At 35.4% G+C, this 26167-nt stretch carries 18 protein-coding genes; all 18 read left to right on the top strand.

Features of this window, described 5'->3' with window-relative positions:
* The 18 genes from mraY (at window position 1) to LY01_RS10205 (ending at window position 25897) form a co-directional block, all read left to right on the top strand.
* Complete coding sequence (gene mraY / locus LY01_RS10290) at window positions 1–1233, top strand: phospho-N-acetylmuramoyl-pentapeptide-transferase (protein WP_104515766.1); 1233 nt, start codon at window positions 1–3, stop codon at window positions 1231–1233.
* Window positions 1233–2594, top strand: coding sequence for a UDP-N-acetylmuramoyl-L-alanine--D-glutamate ligase (gene murD / locus LY01_RS10285; protein WP_104515765.1), 1362 nt, complete (start codon window positions 1233–1235; stop codon window positions 2592–2594). Before mraY ends, murD begins: the two co-directional genes overlap by 1 nt.
* A gap of 1 nt (window position 2595) precedes the next feature.
* Window positions 2596–3798, top strand: a complete 1203-nt coding sequence (locus LY01_RS10280; protein ID WP_104515764.1) for an FtsW/RodA/SpoVE family cell cycle protein — start codon at window positions 2596–2598, stop codon at window positions 3796–3798.
* Complete coding sequence (gene murG / locus LY01_RS10275) at window positions 3785–4873, top strand: undecaprenyldiphospho-muramoylpentapeptide beta-N-acetylglucosaminyltransferase (RefSeq protein WP_104515763.1); 1089 nt, start codon at window positions 3785–3787, stop codon at window positions 4871–4873. The genes LY01_RS10280 and murG overlap by 14 nt, the downstream gene beginning before the upstream one ends.
* Window positions 4870–6231 carry a UDP-N-acetylmuramate--L-alanine ligase gene (gene murC / locus LY01_RS10270; RefSeq protein ID WP_104515762.1) on the top strand — a complete coding sequence of 454 codons (1362 nt, stop codon included), beginning with the start codon at window positions 4870–4872 and terminating at the stop codon, window positions 6229–6231. The genes murG and murC overlap by 4 nt, the downstream gene beginning before the upstream one ends.
* Window positions 6224–6940, top strand: a complete 717-nt coding sequence (locus LY01_RS10265) for a cell division protein FtsQ/DivIB (protein WP_245890694.1) — start codon at window positions 6224–6226, stop codon at window positions 6938–6940. The genes murC and LY01_RS10265 overlap by 8 nt, the downstream gene beginning before the upstream one ends.
* Window positions 6941–6944: 4 nt before the next feature.
* A complete protein-coding gene (ftsA, locus tag LY01_RS10260; RefSeq protein ID WP_104515761.1) occupies window positions 6945–8291 on the top strand; it encodes a cell division protein FtsA in 1347 nt (448 codons plus the stop codon).
* Window positions 8292–8389: 98 nt separating this feature from the next.
* Entirely contained in the window at window positions 8390–10414 is a 2025-nt protein-coding gene (ftsZ, locus tag LY01_RS10255) for a cell division protein FtsZ (RefSeq protein WP_104515760.1), read from the top strand.
* Window positions 10415–10571: 157 nt separating this feature from the next.
* Window positions 10572–11015 carry a GatB/YqeY domain-containing protein gene (locus tag LY01_RS10250; protein WP_104515759.1) on the top strand — a complete coding sequence of 148 codons (444 nt, stop codon included), beginning with the start codon at window positions 10572–10574 and terminating at the stop codon, window positions 11013–11015.
* 202 nt (window positions 11016–11217) lie between these two features.
* Complete coding sequence (locus LY01_RS10245; protein WP_104515758.1) at window positions 11218–12213, top strand: sugar kinase; 996 nt, start codon at window positions 11218–11220, stop codon at window positions 12211–12213.
* Window positions 12213–12869: a bifunctional 4-hydroxy-2-oxoglutarate aldolase/2-dehydro-3-deoxy-phosphogluconate aldolase gene (locus tag LY01_RS10240; protein WP_104515757.1), complete on the top strand. Its 657-nt coding sequence runs from the start codon at window positions 12213–12215 to the stop codon at window positions 12867–12869. Before LY01_RS10245 ends, LY01_RS10240 begins: the two co-directional genes overlap by 1 nt.
* 130 nt (window positions 12870–12999) lie before the next feature.
* Entirely contained in the window at window positions 13000–13719 is a 720-nt protein-coding gene (locus LY01_RS10235) for a FadR/GntR family transcriptional regulator (RefSeq protein ID WP_104515756.1), read from the top strand.
* Between the two features lie 170 nt (window positions 13720–13889).
* Window positions 13890–17036 carry a SusC/RagA family TonB-linked outer membrane protein gene (locus LY01_RS10230; RefSeq protein ID WP_170034597.1) on the top strand — a complete coding sequence of 1049 codons (3147 nt, stop codon included), beginning with the start codon at window positions 13890–13892 and terminating at the stop codon, window positions 17034–17036.
* An 11-nt stretch (window positions 17037–17047) separates the two neighbouring features.
* Window positions 17048–18532 carry a RagB/SusD family nutrient uptake outer membrane protein gene (locus LY01_RS10225; protein WP_104515754.1) on the top strand — a complete coding sequence of 495 codons (1485 nt, stop codon included), beginning with the start codon at window positions 17048–17050 and terminating at the stop codon, window positions 18530–18532.
* Complete coding sequence (locus LY01_RS10220) at window positions 18532–20928, top strand: polysaccharide lyase 6 family protein (RefSeq protein ID WP_104515753.1); 2397 nt, start codon at window positions 18532–18534, stop codon at window positions 20926–20928. The genes LY01_RS10225 and LY01_RS10220 overlap by 1 nt, the downstream gene beginning before the upstream one ends.
* Before the next feature lie 19 nt (window positions 20929–20947).
* Window positions 20948–22384 (top strand): IPT/TIG domain-containing protein, encoded by a 1437-nt coding sequence (locus LY01_RS10215; RefSeq protein WP_104515752.1) that lies wholly within the window; start codon window positions 20948–20950, stop codon window positions 22382–22384.
* 167 nt (window positions 22385–22551) lie between these two features.
* The gene (locus LY01_RS10210; protein WP_104515751.1) at window positions 22552–24096 is read left to right on the top strand and encodes a lamin tail domain-containing protein; all 1545 of its coding nucleotides are present in this window, start codon (window positions 22552–22554) and stop codon (window positions 24094–24096) included.
* A gap of 517 nt (window positions 24097–24613) precedes the next feature.
* Window positions 24614–25897, top strand: coding sequence for an acetylxylan esterase (locus LY01_RS10205; RefSeq protein WP_104515750.1), 1284 nt, complete (start codon window positions 24614–24616; stop codon window positions 25895–25897).
* Window positions 25898–26167: the final 270 nt, after the last annotated feature.

Raw genomic sequence — 26167 nt, 5'->3', positions numbered from 1 at the left:
ATGTTATATTATTTATTTAAATATTTTGAAGAAGAATTTAATATGCCAGGGGCATCACTTTTTGGGTTCATAACCTTTAGAGCTGCCATAGCATTTGTTCTTTCTTTAGCATTTTCTACCATTTATGGTAAGCGTATTATTACATTTTTACAAAGACAACAAGTGGGCGAGACTGTTCGTGATCTTGGACTAGAAGGTCAGGCGCAAAAGGCTGGTACGCCTACCATGGGTGGTATTATAATTATACTAGCGACTTTAATACCGGTATTTCTATTATGTCAACTAGATAACATTTATGTGGTTATGCTTATCATCACTACAGTATGGATGGGGCTAATAGGTTTTACAGACGATTATATTAAAATCTTTAAAAAAGATAAGGGTGGTCTTAAAGGTATATTTAAAGTAATAGGTCAGGTAGGTTTAGGTGCTATTATAGGTTCTATTATGTTTTTTCATGATGGGGTTACTATAAAAGAAGAAAAAGTAAACCCAAAGAACTCACAGGAATTAATTACTCAAAACTCACCTATCGAGTTTGAAGCTGCAAAAAAGTCTACAAAAACGACTATTCCTTTTGTAAGAGATAATGAGTTTGATTATGCGAGCTTAATCGATTGGATAGATCCTAGTCTTGCTAACTGGGCTTGGTTAGTTTTTATACCTATAGTAATCATAATAGTGACAGCAGTTTCTAACGGTGCAAATCTTACAGACGGTATAGATGGGCTTGCTGCAGGAACCAGTGCTATAGTTGTGATAACTCTGGCATTGTTTGCATGGATTTCAGGAAATATCGTTTTTTCAGATTATCTCAATGTTATGTATATACCTAACTCTGGTGAGATGGTAGTTTTTATTACCGCATTTGCTGGTGCTTTAGTTGGTTTTTTATGGTACAATACTTTCCCTGCGCAAGTATTTATGGGAGATACTGGTAGTTTAACTATAGGTGGAATCATTGCGGTACTGGCTATTGCTACTAGAAAAGAATTATTAATACCTATTCTTTGTGGGGTTTTCTTAATGGAAAATCTTTCTGTTATGATGCAAGTAAGTTGGTTTAAGTATACTAAAAAGAGACATGGAGAAGGCCGCCGTATATTCTTGATGTCACCTTTACACCATCATTATCAAAAACGTGGTATTCATGAAAGTAAAATAGTCGTGAGATTTTGGATCGTTGGTATTTTACTTGCGATCATAAGTGTGGTAACCCTTAAAATGCGATAATGAATCAATCGCAAAAACATATCGATAGAAAACGCCTGGTTATTCTAGGTGGTGGAATCAGTGGCATGGGAGCGGCAATGTTAGGGGCTCAAAAAGGCTACGATGTTTTTTTAAGTGATGGAGGTGATTTAGGTTCCGCTTTCGCGAAAGCGTTACAAAAACATTCTATTACCTATGAATCTGGAGGGCATTCTATGGATAAGATTCTTGATGCATCTCTAGTGGTAAAAAGTCCTGGGATACCAGATACCGCCGCGATGATTTTAAAGATTAAATCTGAAGGTATTGAAGTAATTTCTGAAATAGAATTTGCGTCTAGGTTTACTGAAGAAAATATTATTGCTGTGACAGGAGCAAATGGTAAGACTACCGTTACTAGTCTCATAGATCATATTTTAAATGTGGCGGAGTTAGATCATACTACCGGTGGGAATATCGGTAAGAGTTTTGCTCAGCAAGTATTTGAAGGTGAATCAGAGAATAGATTACTAGAAGTGAGTAGTTTTCAATTAGATGGAATAACCAGTTTTAAACCTCACATCGCGATTATTTTAAATATCACTCCAGATCATCTGGATAGGTATGATTACAAGTTTGAAAACTATGTCGCTAGTAAAATGCGTATTACGATGAATCAAGATGAGAACGATTACCTCATTTACAATATCGATGATATAGCAATTACAGACGCGATAGAAAAATTAGATATTAAAGCACAACTCATTCCTTTTTCAATGGAAAGAGAATTAAAAACAGGAGCGTGTTTGCTCGATAACAACATACATATTAACACCCATAACTCAGTATTTACTATGCCTACAGAAAAATTATCAATTAAAGGGAAGCACAACACTGCAAATGCAATGGCAGCTTCTACTGCGTCAAAACTTTTACAGATAAGAAAAGAGACTATTAGACAAAGTCTTACTTCATTTGAAGGAGTGGAGCACCGCCTGGAAAATGTGTTGAAAATCAATAAGGTTCAATACATCAATGATTCTAAGGCTACTAATGTAAATGCTACTTATTATGCGCTAGATACTATGGAGCAACCTACGGTATGGATAGTAGGAGGTGTTGATAAAGGAAACAATTATTCAGAACTTTATAGTCTGGTAAATCGTAATGTAAAAGCAATCGTATGTTTAGGAGAAGATAACTCTAAGATAGTAGAGGCTTTTGGCAATTGTGTAGAGCAAATGGTAGAGACTAGTAGTATGGAAGACGCAGTTAGAGTAGCTTATAAATTAGCTCAGGCTGGTGATAACGTATTATTGAGTCCTGCTTGTGCAAGTTTTGATCTTTTCAAAAACTATGAAGATCGTGGACGTCAGTTTAAAAATGCAGTAAGAGGATTATAAATTGAGGATTAAAAACTACATATCTGGAGATACCTTTTTGTGGGCGCTAGTAATCATATTGCTGGTGTTTTCTTTCCTGCCTGTATATAGCGCAAGTGCAAATCTTGCCTACATAGGTAAGGGAACAGGTAATACTACCAAATTTTTGGTAAAGCATTTTGGTCATGTAGTTATAGGTTTGGGGCTTTTGTACTCTGTACATAAAATCCCTTATAGATATTTTAGAGGATTGAGTGTATTGCTACTTCCGGTGGTGATAATTTTACTAGGTTACACTGCTATGCAAGGCACCGTTATGGGTGGTGCTAGCGCAAGTAGATGGATGACAGTTCCTGTTATAGGAATGAAATTTCAGACCAGTACGTTTGCCTTTGTAGTACTTATGGCATATGTGGCAAAATATCTAGCCTCAATTAAGGATAAAGTAGTAACGTTTAAAGAATCTATACTACCATTGTGGGTTCCTGTAGGGATTATTTTGATGCTTATCGTTCCTTTTAATCTGTCTACTGCTGTACTCATTTTTGCGATGATTTTATTGATTTGTTTTGTAGGTGGGTATCCTTTAAAGTATTTACTAGCGATGTTAGGTGTAGGGTTTGTAGCGCTTACTTTATTCGTTTTAACTGCTAAAGCTTTTCCTGGTGTATTCCCTAATCGTGTAGATACTTGGGTGTCGCGTATTGCTACATTCGGTGGTGAGGGAGATTCAGATTCTACATATCAAGTAGAGCGAGCAAAAACAGCTATCGCAAATGGTTATATAGTAGGAGTAGGTCCAGGTAAAAGTGTTACAAAGCATGTGTTACCGCAGTCTGCTAGTGATTTTATATTTGCTATTATCCTAGAAGAATTTGGAATTATAGGTGGTTTAATTATTCTGTCTTTGTACCTATTCTTCTTGTTTAGGCTTATAATAATATCAACAAAGGCTGCTTCTGTTTTTGGGCAGTTGCTGGTTATAGGCGTAGGATTCCCTATTGTTTTTCAGGCACTGACTAATATGGCTGTGGCGGTAAATTTAATACCGGTTACAGGACAGACGCTACCATTAATAAGTAGCGGTGGTACTTCTATTTTGATGACTTGTATGGCAGTTGGGATAGTGTTAAGTGTAAGCGCGCAAAGAGAAGAGGTGAAAGCCCGAGAGAAAATAAAAGAAGATGAAATGAACCCTTTAGACGTACTTAGTGAAGCCATTTAAAATAATCATATCAGGAGGAGGAACAGGTGGTCACATCTATCCAGCTATTTCTATTGCAAATGAATGCAGGAGAAGGTGGGCAGACTGTGAGATACTTTTTGTAGGAGCAAGCGATCGTATGGAGATGGAAAAAGTCCCTGCAGCTGGTTATGACATTAAGGGATTGTGGATAAGTGGTATTCAAAGAAGCTTGTCGCTCAAGAACCTTGCTTTTCCGCTTAAAGTAATAAAGAGTTTATATGATGCTGGTAAGATTATTAAATCTTTTCAACCAGATATTGCTATAGGTACTGGAGGATTTGCTAGCGGTCCTTTACTTTTCATGGCAAATAAAAAAGGGATCCCTACATTGATACAAGAGCAAAATTCTTATCCTGGAATTACTAATAAATTGCTGAGTAAGAAAGTAAATAAAATATGTGTCGCGAGTACAGGTCTGGAGCGATTTTTCCCAAAGGAAAAGATAGTTTTAACTGGTAACCCTGTACGTCAGGACTTACTTAACGTTGACTCTTTAAGAGCAGAAGCTTTATCGCATTATAATCTAGACGCAAGTAAAAAAACATTACTTGTTCTGGGTGGTAGTCTAGGAGCAAGAAGAGTAAATCAATTAATAGATAGTAATCTAGAGTTGTTTACAAAAGAAAATGTTCAAGTAATCTGGCAATGTGGTAAGTTTTATTATCAAGAATATAAAGAAAAGGCACAACCAGGAATTCAGGTACATGCATTTTTAAACAGAATGGACCTGGCATATGCCGCTGCAGATTTTATTATCTCGAGAGCAGGTGCAGGCTCTATTTCAGAATTATGTATAGTAGGTAAACCGGTAGTTTTTATTCCTTCACCTCACGTTGCTGAAGATCACCAAACCAAAAATGCACAAGCAATCACTGCTCAGGATGCTGCCTTAATGATTAAAGAAGTAGATCTAGATCAAAACTTTAAAACCTTATGGACCGGTTTATTATCAAATATAGAATTGCAGAAAAAACTTTCTGAAAATATAAAGAAACAAGCACTTCCAGATGCTACTAAAACTATAGTTAACGAGTTAGAGCAATTATTAAAATGAAAGAACTAGAACACATATCGCATTTTTATTTCATCGGTATCGGTGGGATAGGTATGAGTGCGCTTGCTCGTTACTTAAATGATCAAGGTAAGCACGTGGCTGGTTATGACCGCGTCGTGACAGCTCTTTCTAAAAAGTTGGAGGATGAAGGTATCTCCATTCATTATTCTGATAGTTTTGGTAAAATACCTGAAGAGTTTAAAAACATAGAAACGGCACAAGTAATTTATACACCAGCTGTTCCAGCAGATTTTGGAGAATTAGTTCGCTTTCGCGAAAGCGGAATTAACATCTTAAAACGTGCCCAATTATTAGGTCAGATTTCTAGAACCATGACCTGTCTTGCAATTGCAGGAACGCATGGTAAAACAACAACTAGTGCTATACTAGCGCACTTGCTTTATAAGAGTGACGTTAAGGTAACTGCCTTTTTAGGTGGGATTCTAGAAGGCTACGACACTAATTATTTGTGTTCTGGTACAGATGTTATGGTGGTAGAAGCAGACGAGTTTGATAGGTCTTTCATGCAGTTAGATCCGGATATCGCAGGAATAACATCAATGGATGCAGACCATCTTGATATTTATGGAGATGCTGCGACTTTTGAAAAGACTTTCCATGATTTTGCCGGTTTACTCGATGGTAAAACCTTGCTATTAAATGAAAAATTAGACCTTCAAGGTTTAAAAGTAGGATTAGATTCTGGTGATTATGAGGCTGTCGATGAGGTCATCATAGATGGTGCTTATCATTTTGATTTGATAACACCGCAAGGTAAAATAGATAAATGTCTTTTAAAATTACCAGGTAAACATAACTTGAGTAATGCTATACTAGCTATGGCTGTCGCATTAGAGCAAGGTGCAAATCCTGAAAAATTAAAATATGCACTCGCATCATTTCCAGGTGTGAAACGTAGATTTACTTACAGGGTTGATAATGAGCGTAGGGTTTTAATTGATGATTATGCACATCACCCTAAGGAGATAGATGCAGTTTATCAAGCGGTTACAGAAATGTATCCTGAGCAAGAAAAGCTAGTAGTTTTTCAGCCGCATTTGTTTTCTAGAACACGAGATTTTATAGATGAATTTGCATTATCGTTGAGTAAGTTTGATAAAGTAGCTCTTCTAGACATTTATCCAGCTAGAGAATTGCCTATAGAGGGTATAACGTCAGAGTTGCTATGCAGAAAGATTAATGCACTAGAGCAATCACCTGAGGTGGTTACCGTTGTAGAAAAAGACGATATAGAAGAGTTTATTAACGATATGGGCACGAGAATTGTTATTATGTTAGGTGCTGGAGATATAGGAGTGGAGATAAATAAATTAACTGAAAAGTGGTCCAATGCATAAAATAAAAAACATCATAAAATTGGTGTTGGTTATCGTGTTGGTAATCAGTCTTTACGCATTTGCGTCAAATAGATATGAAGCTAGAAAGCTTAAAGATGTAAGTATCACATTTACAGATTATAGTGATCCTTTGATATCTGAAAAGAACGTTAATAAATTGTTGATACAAAATAACGATTCTATAGAGAACTTGACGATAGAAAATCTAGATTTGAATAAGAGTGAATTACGACTTGTTCAAAACGCAATGATCAGAGATGCAGAGGTTTCCGTTTCTCTCGATGGATTGCTTAAAGCTGTTGTGCGCCCTAGAAAGCCTATTGCAAGGATTATGGGTACGCCAGATGCTTATCTAGATCAGGATAATTTAATGATGCCGTTATCAAAAGAACACACTGTTAATGTGCCTCTCGTTTACGGTTTTACTGAAAATGTGCAGGATAAAACATTTGAGCTGATCAATTTTATTAGAAATGACGAGTTATTAAAAGCATCTTTTACTCAAATCAAATTTGATAAAAGAGAAGAAGTAACACTTTCTGTAAGAGCTTTAGATTTTAAAGTGAAGCTGGGGAGAGTTGAAAAACTAGATCATAAGATGATCAATTACAAAGCGTTTCTAACAAAAATGCAAAAAGATAAACAACTAGGTGATATTAAAACAATAGACTTGAGATTTGATAATCAAGTAGTAGTAACAAAAAGGTAGGGAAATGGAACAACAAGAATATGCAGTAGGTCTGGATATAGGTACAACAAAGATTGTAGCTATGATAGGTCGCAAGAATGAATACGGCAAACTTGAGATTCTAGGTGTAGGTAAGTCAAAAAGTTTAGGAGTACACAGAGGTGTAGTGAATAACATCACACAAACTATAACATCTATACAGCAGGCGGTTAGTCAGGCCGAAGGTGTGAGTGGTATAAAAATAAATGATGTTACTGTAGGTATAGCAGGACAGCACATACGCAGCTTGCAACACAGTGATTATATCACACGTGGAGATAGCGAGACAGTAATTGATCAAGAGGATATTACAAAATTATGTAATCAGGTTTTAAAATTAGTCATGTTACCTGGTGAAGAGATTATACATGTTTTACCTCAAGAATATAAAATAGACGGGCAGTCAGACGTTAAAGAGCCTGTCGGGATGTACGGCGGTCGCTTAGAGGCAAATTTTCATGTTGTTGTAGGTCAGGTGGCTTCTATACGCAATATTTATCGTTGTGTTAAAAGTGCTAATTTAGGACTGAAAGCTATTACATTAGAACCTCTTGCTAGTGCAGACGCTGTATTGAGTCAAGAAGAAAAAGAAGCCGGTGTTGCGCTTATCGATATAGGTGGTGGTACTACAGATCTTGCTATTTTTAAAGATGGTATTATACGTCATACAGCTGTAATCCCTCAAGGAGGTAATATCATTACTCAAGATATTAAAGAAGGTTGTTCTATAATTGAAAAGCAGGCAGAATTGCTCAAAACTAAATTCGGTAGTGCGTGGCCTGGAGAGAATAAAGAAAATGAAATAGTTTCCATTCCTGGATTAAGAGGTCGCGAGCCTAAAGAAATTACACTTAAAAATTTAAGTAAGATTATTCATGCTCGTGTCATTGAAATTTTAGAAACAGTTTTTGTTGAGATAAAAAACTATGGTCATGAAGAGCCTAAAAAGCAATTGATAGCCGGCGTGGTTTTAACAGGTGGTGGTAGCCAGTTAAAGCATATCAAGCAACTGGCAGAGTATGTAACAGGAATGCCTAGTAGAATTGGATATCCTAACGAGCATCTTGCTGGTGGTAGTGATACAGAAAACACAAGTCCTTTATTTGCAACCGCAGTAGGATTAGTGATGAAAGGTCTAGATGCACAACAAGAAGAAGTGGTAGAGGAAGAAGAGGTGATTGAACCTGAAGTAGAAGAGGTTGTAGAAGAGGAAGAAGAGAAAGTAGTAGAAGAGGAGCAAGAAGAAAATACCACACCTCAAGAAAATAAAAGTAAAGGGATTTTTGATTCTTGGGCAACTAAGTTCAAAGAGTTCTTAGATAAAGCAGAATAACGATCTATTGATAGTTAATTTTGTAGATTGAAAAAGAAAGAAAAAGAAAAATACCGTGGTGTTAGAGCCACAAGCTTAAACCATAAAGTAGCAATATTATGAGTGAAGAATTTAACAGCATCGCGTTTGATTTGCCTAAAAACAAATCTAACGTAATCAAAGTCATCGGTGTAGGTGGTGGTGGTAGTAATGCTATCAAACACATGTACCAGCAGGGAATTAAAGGAGTGGATTTTGTAATCTGTAATACAGATTCTCAGGCACTAGATAATAGCCCTGTGCCTAATAAAATACAGCTAGGTGTTACCTTAACAGAAGGTCTAGGTGCTGGAGCAAATCCAGAGGTAGGAGAGCATGCAGCAAAAGAAAGTATAGAAGACGTTAGAGCATTATTAGATAGTAATACTAAGATGGTTTTCATCACAGCAGGAATGGGTGGTGGTACTGGTACAGGTGCTGCGCCAGTTATCGCTCAAATTGCTCGTGATATGGACATACTTACAGTAGGTATAGTTACAACACCGTTTCAGTTTGAAGGAAAAGTACGTAATGAACAAGCGCAAAAGGGAATTGAAAAATTCCGCAGTAGTGTAGATTCTCTAATAATTATCAATAACAATAAACTGAGAGATGTGTATGGAAACTTAGGTTTCAAAGCAGGATTCTCAAAAGCAGATGAGGTACTTGCTACTGCCTCTCGCGGTATTGCAGAGGTTATTACAAATCACTACACTCAAAACATTGATTTACGTGATGCAAAAACAGTACTCGCTAATAGTGGTACTGCTATCATGGGTAGTGCACAGTCTACTGGTTCTAACCGTGCTCAAGAAGGGATTCTTAAAGCATTAGATTCTCCACTTTTAAATGATAATAAAATATCTGGAGCAAAGAACGTGTTGCTGTTAATAGTTTCTGGTACAGAAGAGATTACTATTGATGAAATAGGTGAAGTAAACGAGCACATTCAAAATGAAGCTGGTGGTGTCGCAAACATTATTATGGGTGTAGGTGAAGATGAAGCTCTGGGAGACGCCATCTCTATTACGGTTATTGCTACTGGTTTTGATGTAGAACAGCAAAATGAGATCTCAAATACTGAGGCAAAAAGAATTATCCATACGCTAGAAGAAGAGCAACGTGCTACGGCTATCCTGGACGAGGCAAACAGCGATATTGTTGCAGGTGAGCTTATCATGGACCTTGAAGAAGAGGTGGTTGAGGATATCGCTTTCGCGGAAGCGGAACCAGAACCAATTCCTGTGCCAGCGGAGCCTGAAAAACCTTTAGTTATTGTTCATGAATTAGGTGAAGAAGAGCCAGAAGAAGCCGCTATTCCAGTTGTTGAAGAAAATGTTTTGATACCTACTACAGAGTTTATAAATAACTTAAATGTGGTTTATGAAGAAGTTTTAGATCAAACTCAAGACTTCGTGATCAAAGAAGTATCTGCAGAAAAAGTAGAGACCGAAGAACAGATGGTAATTAAGGAAGAAATTGAAGTAAAAGAGGAGGATGAAGATCAGTTCTTTTTAGACTTTGACATGCCATTATCTGCTCAATTAAAAGAAGAAGAGCAAACGCCACCAGCAAAGAAGTATCATCAATTAGAAGATATTGAAGTTAACGAGCCGATTAATGTTGTCCCTGTTAATGATGATACTAAAGAAGGTGTTACAGTTTATTCTCTAGAAGATTATGCTGAAGAAGAAGAGCGTTTAAATAATGCAAAGCCACAACATAGAATTGAAGAGAAGGAAGTGGTTGTAGAGCCAGAACCTGAGATTAAAATCGTTTCTAAAACTGCCCCTGTAACACCGCAAGAATCTAAAACTGAAATACTAGATAAAGATGTAGATCCTACAGATTTACCGCTTAATGAGGTTTTAGTGCAAAGAGCAGAAGAACGTAAACGTAAAATGCATGCTTATAATTATAAATTTAAAAACTCTCATAGATTAGATGAGATAGAAAAGCAGCCAGCATATTTGAGACAAGGTGTTGAATTGGATAAATTACCTAAAGAAGGAGAAAGGTCTAGAACCACTCTTTCTACAGATGAGAATAATGAAATCCAGTTCAGATCTAACAATAATTCTTTTCTACATGATAATGTAGACTAGAAGCATTTTCCCCTAAATGCACATAGCCCAAATACTGTAATGGTATTTGGGTTTTTTTATGCAATTCAAATTCGTATTTTTGAAAGGTATTAAGAGCTATATAAAACATAATCGTTGTGACGGATTAAATGTACAGCGGTGAATAGATAATAAAATTATGAGTTTAGAAAAAGATATAATGGCAGCTATGAAAGAAGCCATGAAAGCAAAAGATCAAGTTGCACTGGCGTCTTTAAGAGCGGTAAAAAGCGAGTTGTTATTATCAAAAACATCTGGAGGTGGAGAATTAACCGAGGAAGATGAAATCAAAATTGTCCAAAAACTAGTTAAGCAACGCAAGGATAGCGCTCGTATATTTTCTGAACAAAATAGAGAAGATCTTTCTGAGCCAGAACTAGCTCAAGCGGCTGTATTAGAAAAATTCTTGCCAGAGCAATTAAGTGAAGAAGATGTTGCTGCCATAGTCAAGGAAATTATTTCTAAGACTGGAGCAACTGGTATGAAAGATATGGGTAAAGTAATGGGCATGGCAAACAAAGAACTTGCTGGTAAAGCAGATGGTAGAACTATAAGTACTGTAGTAAAAGCACAGCTTACATAACCTATTTAAAATTATTTTGTAAAAAAGGCTGCAATCTCTCGCAGCCTTTTTTTTTTGTGTAAATTTCTGTAATTGCTTGTATTAATAGGTGATTAAGACGCATTATTGATAGAGAAAATTATACTCATTAGGTACAGGATTGTATAATTATTGCACAAATCTATTGATATGCCTTAAGTTTGTGCCTCAACTAAAAGAAATTATGTCACAAAAAGTAGTAACTCTAGGTGAGGTTTTGATGAGATTAACCGTGCCTAATAATAAAAGATTATTTCAAACTGTCAATTTTGATGTGACCTTTGGTGGTTCAGAGGCTAACGTAGGTGTTTCTCTTGCTCATTTTGGATTAAAAGCTACACACATAACCGCTTTACCTCATAATGATTTAGGAGAGCGCGTTTCTCGTTTTCTAAAATTAAATGGTGTAAGTAATAAAGGAGTGGTCCGTAAAGAAGGACGTTTAGGTATCTATTATTTAGAATCTGGCGCAATGCAAAGACCTTCTAGGATAGTTTATGACCGTTTTGACACCACTTTTGGAGATCTAGATGAGTCAGAAGTAAATTGGGATGTAGTTTTTAAAGGTGCTGACTGGTTTCATTACAGTGGTATTACACCAGCTATTTCTCAAAAAGCTGCAGATGTTACTCTACGCGCTTTAAAAGAAGCTCGTAAAAGAGGTATAACGACTAGTGGGGATATCAACTATCGAAGAAATTTATGGCAATATGGTAAGCAGCCGCTAGATGTAATGCCTGGTCTTGTAGAACTTACAGATGTGGTAGTAGGTGGACGTGTAGATCTAGAAAACTGTTTAGGTATAGTTAATGAAGACTGGGAGACTAATTGTAAAATGGTACAGGAAAAATATCCTCACATAAAGGCTTTTTCTAAAACTATACGTAATGCAATGTCTGCTTCTAGAAATGAACTGACAGCAGTAATGTATAAAGACGGTAAGATGTATACATCTAAGACCTATGAAATGAAAAACATTGTAGACCGTATAGGTGGTGGAGATGCGTTCATGGCAGGCTTAATTTATGGATTACTAAATTTAGAAGAGCAACAAACTGTAGAGTTTGCAATAGCAGCCTCTGTTTTAAAACACAGTACAATAGGTGATGTGAACTTGAGCAGTAAAGAAGAAGTAGAAGAACTAGTTAGTGGTAATAGTGTAGGAAGACTTTTAAGATAATGGATACTAAAAATTTTATAAAACTTACAGAAGATCATAAAATAGTGCCTGTTTTTTTTAATGAAAACAGTGACGTTGTGATCAAAACGATACAAGCCTCTTATAATGGAGGAGTTAGGATTTTTGAATTTGTAAATCGTGGTACAAATGGTTTAGAAACTTTTAAAAAGGTTTCTAAGCATTTTTCTGATTTAACCGATTTAATTCTAGGTGTGGGAACTATTTATGATTCTCAAACAGCTCAAACTTTTATCGAGAGTGGAGCGCAATTTATTGTTTCGCCTGGCCTTGTTATTGAACTGGGTGAGTATTGTAAGGAAAGTAATATTGCTTACATTCCTGGAGTTGCTACTATTACAGAAACGATCACTGCTATGCACTTAGGTTGTGAGATGATTAAGATATTTCCAGCAAATGTTATTGGTTCCGCTTTCGCGAAAGCGGTAAAATCAGTTATGCCTCACTTAGCAATTATGCCTACAGGAGGTGTAGAGCCTACCAGCGACTCTATGGGAGAATGGTTTAATGCAGGAGTAAATTGTGTAGGAATGGGAAGTCAGCTTTTTGATAAAAAGAAAATAAGCAGTGGCGACTTTGAAGGATTAGAGAAAGATATATCAATCGCGGTAGAAGTTGCGAAAACGATAAATATGTAGCCTTTTATTGACATATGTTCATCTAAAAATGCAAATATTACTAAATCTAAAAATTTTTGGCTTAGAATATTTGCATATCTCTAACTATTCACTTTAATTTGGGCAACCAGATTGGTAAACCAATTTTTGAATGCTAGAACACGGTCTACAACTTGTAAATTTAATAACTGATAACGATAACGATGTAGATCGCGACGTTGAGGTTATGAATAAAATAAAAGCACTAATTGAAAAACATCAATTAGAGGTTGGAGATAAGTTACCCTCAGAACGAAAGCTTTCTGAAAAGCTTAGTGTATCACGTAATCAGATACGTGCAGCGATTCAAAAATTAGAGTTTTATGGTATTATTAAAACAATGCCTCAAAGTGGTTCTGTAATTACAGGTATAGGAATGCCATCTATCAATAGTATGATGACAGATATTCTAGACCTAGAGTTACCAGATTTTAGATCTTTAGTAGAAACGAGAGTCATTATAGAGACGCAAGCTATAAAACTAGCAGCTGTTAGACGTAGTGAAGAGTCTTTAAAAGAATTAGAAGAAGCTCAATTAGATTTTCAAGAGAAAATACTTAATGGAGAACCTTCTGTAATTGAAGATTTGAAATTTCATCTTGCTATAGTTAAATGTAGTGAGAATACAGTAATATATGGCCTTATGAAAATTATTGTTCCAGGTATTATCGGTCACTTTAATAAGGAGCATATATGTGATAGATCTGAGGCTGTGAAATTGAATAAAGAACACAATGCTATTTTAAAAGGGATAAAAGATAAAAATCCAGAAGAAGCTTTAAAAGCAATGGAGATTCATTTTACCGCCTTGAGAGAATACATTAAAAAATAAAAAAGCACGAGCTGCCACTCATGCTTTTTATGAAAATTAAAATAATCAACAAAAAGAGTAAGACTCTTTAATAGCGAAATTAACAATTTAGGCGCATTTTTTATAAGAATGTGATGCTTATTTTGATGATTTTAAGTTAAAGTGTCTTAACAAATATTTTAAAAATGAATATGAGAAAGATACTTTTTATTTTCTGCTTACTTTGTTTACCCACTATATCGATTGCGCAAAGTGGTAAGGAAGTCACTGGTACTGTGACATCTGGAGCAGATTTAGAGTCTATTTTAGGCGCTACTGTCCAAATTTTAAATACCAATAGAGCTGCTGTTACAGATTTAGATGGGAAATTTAAAATTATGGCAAGTCCAGAAGATGTTCTGGTTATTAGTTCTTTGGGTTTTAAGACTCAAAACATTATTGTAGGTGATAAAACTACATTTGAAATCATCATGCAAGAAGATGAAGAAACTTTAGATGAAGTAATAGTAGTCGCTTACGGTAAGTCTTCCAGAAGTAACCTTACTAACTCTGTAAGTCAGCTTAAAAATGAAAACCTTGATGAATTAACTTACTCAGGTGTAGGTGACGCTTTAAAAGGTAAGTTGGCAGGGGTGCAAATTAAGAACACATCAGGTCAAGTAGGTGATGCCCCAGAGATTAGTATTCGTGGTTTATCTTCTATTACTGCTAGTGGTACACCTTTAATAGTGGTAGATGGTTTTCCTATCGCAGATGCGTTAGAGTTTATCAATCCTAGTTCTATTAAATCTATTGAGGTTCTTAAAGACGCTAGTTCTGCTGCTCTTTATGGTTCTCGTGGTGCTAACGGTGTTATTTTAGTTACTACTAAAGATGGAGACGGTGAGCCTAAGTTTAGTTTCAAAGCATTTACAGGTGTAAAATCTGTTTTAAGATTGCCTGAGATTTTAAATACTACTGAGTTTACTGAGTTAACAAGAAATGAAAGACAAATAGCAGAAAATGCAACTGCATTGAGTGAAGGTCGTGATCCAGCTTCAATTGGTTTTTCTAATTTAGAACTTGCTCGTCGTATCATTGCTCAAGGAACAAGTGGGAGTACAGATGGTACAGACTGGTTAGAAGAGGCTAAGGCAGATGATGTGACTATACAGAATTATCAATTTGATGTAGGTGGTGGTAGTCGTTTAACTAAATACTATTTCTCTGGTCAGTATATACAGGATGAAGGATTAGTAAAAGGTATGGATTATAAAGCGTTGAACCTTCAGGCACGTTTTAATACTAAATTAAACGACAAGGTGAAGTTAGGTGTTAACTTTAGACCTTCTTATTCTAGACAGCAACGTACTGCATTAGATTTCTCAAATTTTTCTAGAAATTATAATTTCTTTGCTCCTTATCACAATGAGTTCAGTAGTAATTTAACAGGACAGCCTGTAGGTAGTTATGCACACCCTAGACATTTTACAAACTTAGATTTAAGTTATGTAGATGACGAAGGTCAACAACAAGACTTTACACAGTCTAGTATTTGGGGTTCTAGTAATAACAATCCATTATCTAGATTATTAGAAGATAAAAGAGTACGTTATGAATACCGTTTTGTAGCAGATGGTAAGCTAGATTGGAAAATTGCAAAGAATTTTAATTATCAAGGTAGAGTAGGTGCTTATTTCAGATTAAGAGTTGATGAGCGTTTTAGAACATCTGAAGGTAATAGTAATGGGCAGTCTTTTGGTGAAGATGTGAATAGCATAAGAAACCGTGTAGTAACTGAGCATACATTTGATTATAACTACAAAACTGGTGATCATAATTTTGACTTTTTAGCAGGTGGTACTTATGAGTATACTTTCTTAAAAACTTCAAGCATTTTGGGTAACAATTTCCCAACAGACTTTATTGAGACAATTAATGCAGCTACTATTATTGATGCAAATGATACATTTACTCTTAAAGAAGAGATAGGTTTACTTTCTGGTCTTGCTCGTGTAAACTATAATTATGATAACAAATATTTGATTTCTGTTGCTGCTAGAGCAGATGGTAGTTCTTTATTTGGTCCTGAGAATAGATATGGTTTCTTCCCTTCAGCTAGTGCGGGATGGAATATTCATAATGAAGATTTTTTCAATGAAAAAGTTCCTTTCTTCAATCAATTAAAAATGAGAGCTAGTTATGGTGTTGTAGGTAATAATAATATTGACAACTATTCATTTACTAACTTATTATTCCCATCAAACTATTCATTAGGTGATGGACCTGGAGCGATTGTTTCTGGTCTTGCAGAGAGTGGAAATACTCTTGCAAACAGAAGTATCAGTTGGGAGCAAACAGATTCTTACGATTTAGGTATCGATGCAGCTATCTTAGATAAAAGGGTAAGATTTACTGCAGATTATTATTATTCGATCACAAAAGATCTATTGCTTAATCAAAATGTTTCTTTTGCTACTGGTCATGATAATTTCATAAATAATGTTGGTAAAATTCAAAATCAAGGTATTGAATTTGCAGTTTCTACTGATTTTGATTTTGGTGATCTTAACTGGGTATTCTCAGGTAACATAAGTTCTAATAGTAATAAATTAATATCTCTAGGTGGAGAAGAGCAATTTATTAATAACGGAGAAAGAGAAGATCAATACATTTCTAGAGTAGGTGAAGAAGCTATTCAGTTTTATGGATATCAATCTATAGGTGTATGGCAAAGTCAAGCAGAAATTGATGCAAATCCTAGTTCTGCAGAAGACGCGCCAGGAGGAATAAGAGTAGCTGATATTAACGAAGATGGTGTTATAACAACAGCAGATAGAACTACTTTAGGTAGTCCTTTCCCTGACTTTACTTGGGGTGTGTCTAACACGTTTAAGTATAAAGGATTTGACTTATACTTCTTGTTACAAGGTAGCCATGGTGCTGAAGTGTTTTATGGTGATGGATTCTATATTGAAACTAGAGCATTACATGCAGACTTCTTAGAAGATCGTTGGGTACATGCAGACGTACCAGCTAGTCAGCCTACTGGTCGTGTAGGTCGTGAGTGGACAGCAACAGATCAGTTAATTCAAGATGCTAGTTATGTAGCATTAAGAGAAGCTGTTTTAGGTTACACTTTTACAGATAAAGTAACAGAGTCTATGGGTATTGAATCTTTTAGAATCTTTGCTTCGGCACAAAACTTATTTTACATTTTTGCCGATGATTATTATGGTAATAATCCTGAAGAAGTACGTACGTCAGGACAGTATGCTTCACCTTTAGTTTCTGGATACCAGAGAGGTGCTGACCCATTAAGCAGACAGTTTGCAGTAGGAATTGATATTACATTTTAAAAAGTAGCAGGATGAAGACATATATTTATAAAATAGCCGCCTTAATAGTAATTGCAACTGCATTACACTCATGTGAGGACGCCATAGATTTAGAACCTATATCAGACATCGGTGCTGATGGTTTTTATGCCAATGCAGATCAGGTAAATCTTGGTATAATAGGAGCTTATAACTCTTTACAAGAAAAACAATTTGATGAATGGGTGGTTACAGAATTGCGTAGTGATAATACTCAATTAAGTTTTGATAATTCACAAAATGCAAACGTACCTTACCGTCAGTTAGACCAGTTCGTTTCTAACCCATTAAATGAATTTACTTCTAGCTACTGGAGAGCATCTTATAAAACTATAGGTTTAAGTAATCACGTAATTGAAGCGATAGATGTAGTAGAAGATGCAACTCTTGCAGCACAGTATGAAGGCGAGGCAAGATTTTTAAGAGGTCACTCTTTATTTAATTTAGTTAGATTATACGGTGGTGTATTTATAGTTACAGAAACAGTTGATGCTTCTCAGGCTAGAAACCTAGAGCGTAAAAGTATTGAAGAGGCTTATACAGTTATTATAGAAGACCTAGAATTTGCTTATAACAATTTACCGGACAGTTATGGTTCTGATCAAGCAGGTAGAGCAACCAAATGGGCTGCAGGTTTAGAATTAGGTAAAGCATTACTAACATTAGGGACTAGTGATAGTAAAGTAAGAGCAGAGATTGTTTTACGTGATGTAGTTTCCTCTAGTGGTGGACGTCTGTTAGATAATTATGAAGATGTATTTGATACCAATAATGAAATGAATGACGAGATATTCTTTGCAGTTCGTTATCAATCAGGCCTAGTAGGTTTAGGTGCTCCATTTGCAAATTTATTCTCACCTAGAGCGAGTGAAAATTCTGTAGTATTCGGTGGTGGAGATGAGTTTAACGTTCCTACAGAAGGTATGGAATCTCTTTATGCTGCAAATGATCCTAGAGCTGGTGTTAACTTTTCAACTTCATGGGTTGATAATGTTGGTAATACAAATTTTGAACGTTTCATCAGTAAATATAATTCTGATTTTGGTAATGTAGATGACGCTCCTAACGACTGGGTTATCAGCCGCTATGCAGATGCTGTTTTACTTCTTGCTGAAACAATCAATGAAAATTCAGGTCCAACTACAGAAGCTGTAGATTTATTAAACCTTGTGAAAAATAGAGCAAACCAACCAGACGCAGTTGCAACAGATGTGGATACTTTCTTTGAATTTAAGTTAGCGCTAGAAGAGGAAAGACGTAAAGAATTTGCATTTGAAAATCACAGATGGTTTGATTTAGTTCGTAATAATAGAGCTGTTACAGTAATGAATAATCACTTTGCAACAGATTTTCAATACAATGATCCAGACGCACCATTTTTCAATACTGCGCCTATTCAACAGTTTCAGACTTTGCTTCCTATTCCTCAGTATGAGATCGATTTAAATCCGTCAGTTGCACAAAACGTAGGTTATTAATGAAGATTAGAGTTAACATAATCATATGGTTTGTTTTGTGTTTCGCTTTCGCGAAAGCGCAAAATATACCAGTAGATAATTCTCAATCTCTTAATGCAGCTATTAAAAAAGCTGTGCCAGGTGATACTATTATCATGGCAGATCAAGAATGGCGTGATATAGACATTAAATTTAAATCTAATGGTACTGCTGATAAACCAGTTGTTCTTAGAGCCCAAACACCTGGTAAAGTAAAATTAACAGGTAGCTCTTCATTGAGAATAGGAGGAGATTATCTAGAGGTTCATGGATTATGGTTTGATGGTGGAGATACCGGAAAAAATAATGTCATCAGATTTGAGGCAGACTCAGATACGCCTGCGAGATATAGTAGACTGACTAATTGTGCCATAATAGGTGTAGGACCAGAGCAAAGAGATATTACTTCTTATTATGTAGCATTACATGGTAAGAATAATAGAGTAGATCATTGTGCTTTTTTAGGTAAAACTAATAAGGGACCTACGGTAGCTGTTAGACTTAAAAATGGTGCCGATAATCAACATAGGATTGACCATAATTATTTTGGTGAACGCATACCGTTAGGGTTTAATGGTGGCGAGACTATACGTATAGGTACTTCTACTTACTCGATGGAATCTTCTCGTACTATAGTAGAGAATAATTTTTTTGAAAAGTGTAATGGTGAAATAGAAATTATCTCTATTAAATCTGGGAATAACATTGTACGTAACAATTTAATTCTAGGAAGTGAAGGGACTATTACTCTACGTCATGGTAATAATAATTTAATTGATGGTAACGTCATTATAGGTAACAATGTACCTAAGTCTGGTGGTATCAGAATGATTAATAAAGGTAATATCGTTCAGAATAACATCTTAATAGGAATAAAAGGAAAGGAATATCGAGCACCTTTAGTTATCATGAATGGAATTCCTAATACTGAGTTGAATGGCTACCATCAGGTTGAAAACGGTATTATTCAAAACAATACTATCATTAACTCTGCACCAGTTGCACTAGCAATTAATTCCAGAAAAGGAGCTGATGCCGCACCACTGAATACTAAGTTTTTAAATAATCTTTTTTATAGTGATGATAGATCGTTAGTTGCAGCTGCCTTTGGAGATGTAACTGGTATTCATATGGACGGTAATGTCGCAAGTACGTTTGTTATTCAGGATTTTAAAGGAATAAAGACGATAGATTTTAAGATGACTGCGGTTAATGGTATTGCTGTGCCGTCTAGAGAATTTGATTCATTACTTGTAGGAGTAAAAACGAAACCTAAAGTACGTGTTGACGCTACAGGAACTCTTAGATCTAATCTGAGAGCTGGTGCAGTTGTACCAGGTAACTTTAAGCCACCATTGGCCTTAGTGTCTGAAGCAGGTGTAAGTTTTATCAGTATAGCAGAGATGAGAGCTATTGCTGAGAAGGTGTCTGAAGTGGTTGTTAAAGTCGCTCCAGGAGAACGTACGCTAGAAAAAGCAATTAAAAATACGATAGGTCCCACTACAATTATTCTTGAAGAAGGTATTTACTCTCTTTCTAAAGGGAATAAAATAGCCAATGAAATTACTATTAAAGGTGCAGGGATAGATAAAACATTTATTAAGATAGCTGAAAATGTAGAGAAAACACCTCAATATATTTTTAGAATGGATGGTTCAAAGTCTTTGACTGTTCAAGATGTTAGTATCGACGGTGCTAATGAAGGAAACGATGCTGTGAAGTATGCGTTTACTTCTCCTAATAATGCTACTACTCAAATTTATAACCTTTTTGTTCACAATGTAAGGTTGGATAATTTTAATAATTCTGATGGAGGCGCTGTCTATAAAGCTTATAAAGGTACTAAGGCAGATACAATCTCTTTTTCAAATACACATATTAAGAACGCTTTTAGAGGTCTGAATCTTTCTTATGAAAAAAGTTCTGACGGTAAGTATAATGCAGAAAATATAATGATTTTCAACAGTTCGTTTACAGATATAGAAGAGTTTGCAATTAACTATTCTAGAAAAGGTAAAGAATTGGGGACTACTGGTGGAAACCTTTTAATAGATCATTGTGTCTTTTATAGAGTAGATGATTCTGAAAAAGGTAGAATTATAAAAGTCCAAGGAATAGAAAATGTTAGCATTAAAAATTCAATCATTGATAATTCTAGAAATACTGAAAGTATCATTCAGTTAAAAGGTGCTAATCAAAAAATTGAAAATTGTGTTATTTATAATAGCGGTAAAGTGAAAATCACGGGAGGCGCTTCAGATAATAATATATTAAGAACTAACCCTAAGTGGGATAGTTTAGAGTCTTTCTCATTAAAAAGTAATTCTGAGCTTTTAAATGCAGGAACAGATCAAAAGAATATCGGATTAATTAAATAGGAAATTAAAAATTCAAATCATGAAAAACATATACAAATTACTTGTTGTTTTGACCATATTTGCTGGAGTGTTTATCGCTTGTGATGCAGATGTTGAGATAGACCAAACAGTAGAGGAGATCCAGTCGGCACAGCCTACCATTACTTCTTTTTCACCTGGTACAGCTGCAGTAAACTCTATTGTTACAGTAGAAGGTACATTTTTGAACTTTGCTACAGAAGCTTATATCAATGATGTTGAAGCAGTTATTACATCTAGAATTACAGGTGAAACATTACAAATTCAAGTACCTAATAATGCAACGAGTGGAGTGATTAAGATCGTAACAGAGCAAGGGAAAGAAGCTGAAAGCGCAGACGGTCTAACAGTTACTTATCCTGTTCCTGCAGTGACTAATACTTTACCTGCGGCAGGCGATGTGAATTCTGTTATTAATTTAACTGGTACTGATCTAGCTGGTGTAACAGAAGTTTCTTTTGGAGGTACTCCAGCAGTTATTGAATTTCAAGAAGATCAAGCTTTAGTAATTCGTGTTCCTAATAACGTAGGATTTGTGGATGTAGCTATTAACTATTTATCTTCTACCGGCCCTGAATCTACAATTATAGCAACAGGTTTTGAAGTAATTCTTCCACAGCCTACAATAGGAGGTTTTCCATCTGTGTTAACTCGTGATAATGAAGTAATCGTTACAGGTCAAGATATGAACCTTATTACTGATGGTAATGTTAATGGTACTAATGTTGTTTTTACAACACAAACACCTACAGAAGTAAGATTTAATGTGCCTACTTCAATCGTTACTGGATATGTAGACGTTAATCTTAACTTTCAAGGAGGTGGTACTATATCGCAAACAGGTTTACCATATATTAACGGTCAGTTTGAGCAATTATATGAATTTGATTCAGATTCTGCATCTGTTTTTGCAATTGATGCTTCTAAAGATCCACTAGCAGTAGTAACAGTTAATGGTAATGTGCCACAACCTCCATTTCCTGGTAACAATTATTATGCACTAGAGATGAACACATCTACTAGTTCTACAGTAGGTAGAGCAAAAATTCATGATACTACGACTAGCGCAACATTCAATAATATTCTAGACGCTGGTAACTACGGTGATAATCCAGTACTACACTTCTGGATGAATACTGAAGATACTGAGATGGCATTTAAAATATACCTTGGTGGTACAGGTTCTGCTAATAGACGTAGTCTTCAAGGAGCTGAGGCAAATACTGGTAATAACTGGAAACTTCACGCCGTAAGACTTAATGGATTTATTCCAAATCAGTCTAGTGTAGCTAATGTTTTTGAATTAAGAATTACACCAGGTAGTAGTAGTGCAGCAGTACCAGCTTATTTCAATTTTGATTGGTTGATTGTTACTGATAGAGTACTTACTGAATTTGGTGCAGTAGATGTAACTGATGACTTTAGACCAGCAGGATAGACTTAGCTCTATTGTAAAAAGAAAATATTTTTTAAATCAAAATATATAGTAAAAGCGGTATTGTTTAAAATGCCGCTTTAAGTAAAAAAAAGATTATTACTCTATACAGTTCATGCTGTAGAAGCTATACTATTTTGGTGTCATTTTAATTTAATCCATATTTATTTATGAAAACAAAATTACCTTTAATAGCTATGCTTTTTGGAATGTTTGCTTTTGCGCAACTTCCAGGAGATATCATTGTTTCAGAGATCATGATCGATCCTAACGGTGATGAGAGAGTAAGAGAATGGTTTGAAGTTTACAACACAACTTCTACTGCCATTGACATGAATGGATGGACCATTTTAGATAAATCTAGTAACGGTAGAGCTCACGTTATCACTTCTGCTACACCAGTGATGGTTCCAGCGGGAGAGTATGCTGTATTAGCAAATAGTACAGATGTATTATTAAATGGCGGTATGACTGCTGCCACAAATAATATTATATATGTATACAGTTACAATAGCCCAGTAGGTGGACCAGCAACTCCAGGTGTAGGAACAGACTGGCCTACATGGAACAATGAAACAACGTATTCTGGTGGATCTACAAATGACGATGGTATCGGACTAGAAACAGCGTCAGGAGTTTTGATAGATGAAATTCTTTACGGTTTTGGCTATGCAGGTCTTAATGCATGGCCAGCACAAGGTGCTCCACAGTTTACAAGTTACCAGTTAGATGCCTCTACACTAGATAGTGCTTCTAATGATGTTGCTGCAAACTGGTTAGAAAGCACTGCTTCTTATGGTACAGATGGAGCTGTAGGGACTCCAGGATTAGCAAATTTCTCTGCAGGTGGTACAGCAGCTATTAATGCTGGAGATATTGTTATTACAGAAATGATGATAGACCCAGACGGTACTGAAGCAAACACGGAATGGTTTGAAGTTTATAATACTACGTCTAATCCTATTGACATGATGGGATGGACTATAGGTGATGAATCTTCTAGTAGCCGTATTCATGAAATTACTACTTCAGTAATAGTAGCGCCAGGTTCATATGCTGTATTCTCACCTACTTCTGATGCGACACTTAATGATGGGATTACAAACGTGGCTTATGCATATGGTTTTGACTCACCAGTAGGTGGTCCAGTAAATTTAATGGGTACTAGTTTCCCTAGATTCAATAATGAATCTTCTTTTAACGATTCAGATCAAACAGATAATGAAACTGATGGTATCATACTTACCTCTGACACTGGTCTTGTAATTGACGAGGCGCTTTATGATTATGGTTATGGTACTGCGCCTATAGGCTGGCCAGCTCAAGGTACTTCTGGAGGTGCTAGTTGGGAATCAAATACATTTGATAATGTAGCAAACGATATGTCTTCAGCATGGGATAGAGCTACTGCTACTTATGGTAGTAGAAGTACTTTGCAACAAGGTACTCCTGGTGTAAGAAATACATTAAGTGTGTCTACTGCTACTTTAGGAACTATTAAATTATACCCTAACCCTTCTCAAGATTTTATTTCTATTACTATGGATAATGGTCAGTGGGATACTTTGCAAGTTTATAATGTAACTGGTCAGGTTGTAATGAATGTTACTAACTATACAGAAAGAGTAAACGTTACTTCTTTAAATACAGGTACATATTTTGTAAAAGTTAATGCAACGCAAGGATCTGAAACTATACAGTTTCTAGTTAAATAAAGTTCACTTAAATAGTGATGTTAATCACAGCCTTATCTTTACTTTTTAAGTAGGATAAGGCTGTTTTTATTTAAGATTACTAGATATGTCTTAATGATGTTTTAAATTTCAATGGCTAGTGGTAGAATATATTAGTAATTCATGAGATTTGAAACTAATAATAGCAATTTAAGATACAATGGTAATAACTTTTATACGATGTGATACTATTGAAATATAAACATTCGATATTTGTTAAGTGCCGAGTAATTGAAGGTGTAGGTTCAGAAAGTTATTTAAAACTTTCGGATCTAATTATTCTAGGAAGAAGTAGTTTGAAGGTTACGCTTTCGCGAAAGCGAGATACCCACAAAATCCATATCTATAATTATTACTGGTTTATGTAGTGAGATGAAACGATGTTTTACATACTAACAATGGTTTTGTATAGGGCTCAATATGCTCAACAGCTATGATCGGTTATGGAATGAGAAAGTGAAATGGAATGTTTAATTATAACAAGTTTAAAATTATTAACATGAGGATTTATATTATACTAGTACTATTAATGTCAAGTTTATCTGGAGTGTGTCAATCACAGAAAGAAGATCTTATTAGAATTCTAGTCGCTCCGGTAAGTGATAGTTATGAATATGAAGTAGGTGAAAGAGCAGACTTTGAGATCTCTATTTTTAAATATGGTAAATTAGTAAAGAATGCAAAGGTTCAATATACCATTGCTGAAGAACAAATGTTACCTACTATTAATTCTACCATTACACTTAAAACAGGTCATGGTACTATAGAGGGAATTAAGATGGATCAACCAGGTTTTTTAAGGTTAACGGTAAATTATAAAGAGAATGGCAAGACTTTTTCTAATACTGCCACAGCAGGAATAGATGTGGATAATATCAAGACCTTTACTCAAATGCCAGCAGATTTTGATTCTTTTTGGAAAAAAGCGATAAGACAAGCTCGTAAAATAGAACTGAATCCCCAGTATACAAGACTTCCAGAGCAGGATACAGATAAGAACCTTGCTTATCATATAAGATTTAATCACGGTAAGAAGTCTTACATATATGGAATTTTAATGATGCCTAAAAAAGAAGGGATTTATCCAGCTGTGTTAACTGTTCCAGGTGCAGGTGTGCGTTCTTATAAAGGCACTAATAAGAGTGATGACGTTATTTCTTTACAAATAGGTATTCATGGTATACCAGTAAACTTATATGGCAGCGATGTTTATGATAACCTTGATAAAGGAGCTTTATATAAATATTACTGGAATAGAATGGACGACCGTGATGCGTATTATTACAAGCGTGTGTACACTGCTTGTATTAGAGCGATAGATTTTATTCATACGATTGATAAATTTGATGGTGATAACCTAGCAGTAATGGGTGGATCTCAAGGTGGAGCGCTTACTATAATGACAGCTGCTCTAGATGATAGGGTAGATGCTATTGCGGCATTTTATCCGGCTCTAGCAGATCTAGATGGTTTTAATAATGGGCGCGCAGGTGGCTGGCCTAGAATTTTTGAAAGAGGATTTGATTTTACAGAAGAAAAAAGAGCAGTAGCTAGATATTATGACATCGTGAATTTTGCTAGAAATCTTAAAACGCCAGGTTATTATGCTTATGGTTATAATGACAATATAGTTCCGGCCAGCTCTGTTACCGCTATGTTACAGGAGATAAAAGCAAAGAAAACCATAGAGATCGCATATGATGCTGCCCACTGGATGTACCCAGAAGTACAACAACAAGGTAAAAAATGGTTGTTCAAAAAAATTAAAGTGTCTGGATATTAATCCTCAACCTATATTAGATAATTTGATTTTGATAACACAGGGATTTCTGTGTTTATCTTAAGAGTGGTATGTATTCTATGATATTAATCGCTATACCTGTCTTTTTAACACGGCAACGCTAGTTAAATTAGATACCTAAAAGTCGCAATTTGTTTTCTATTTGCGCAATACATTTATACTAATTTTCATAAGTAATGTCAATTGTGTAACCGTTGGAATCAATAAGAATTAAATAAAAAAATAGACAACTAACTTATTACATAGTAGTTT

The organism is Nonlabens xylanidelens, assembly GCF_002934445.1.
In the GTDB taxonomy this organism is placed as follows: Bacteria; Bacteroidota; Bacteroidia; order Flavobacteriales; family Flavobacteriaceae; genus Nonlabens; species Nonlabens xylanidelens.
Note: the sequence above shows the minus strand (reverse complement) of the source record. Positions and strands in the feature narration are given on the sequence as shown.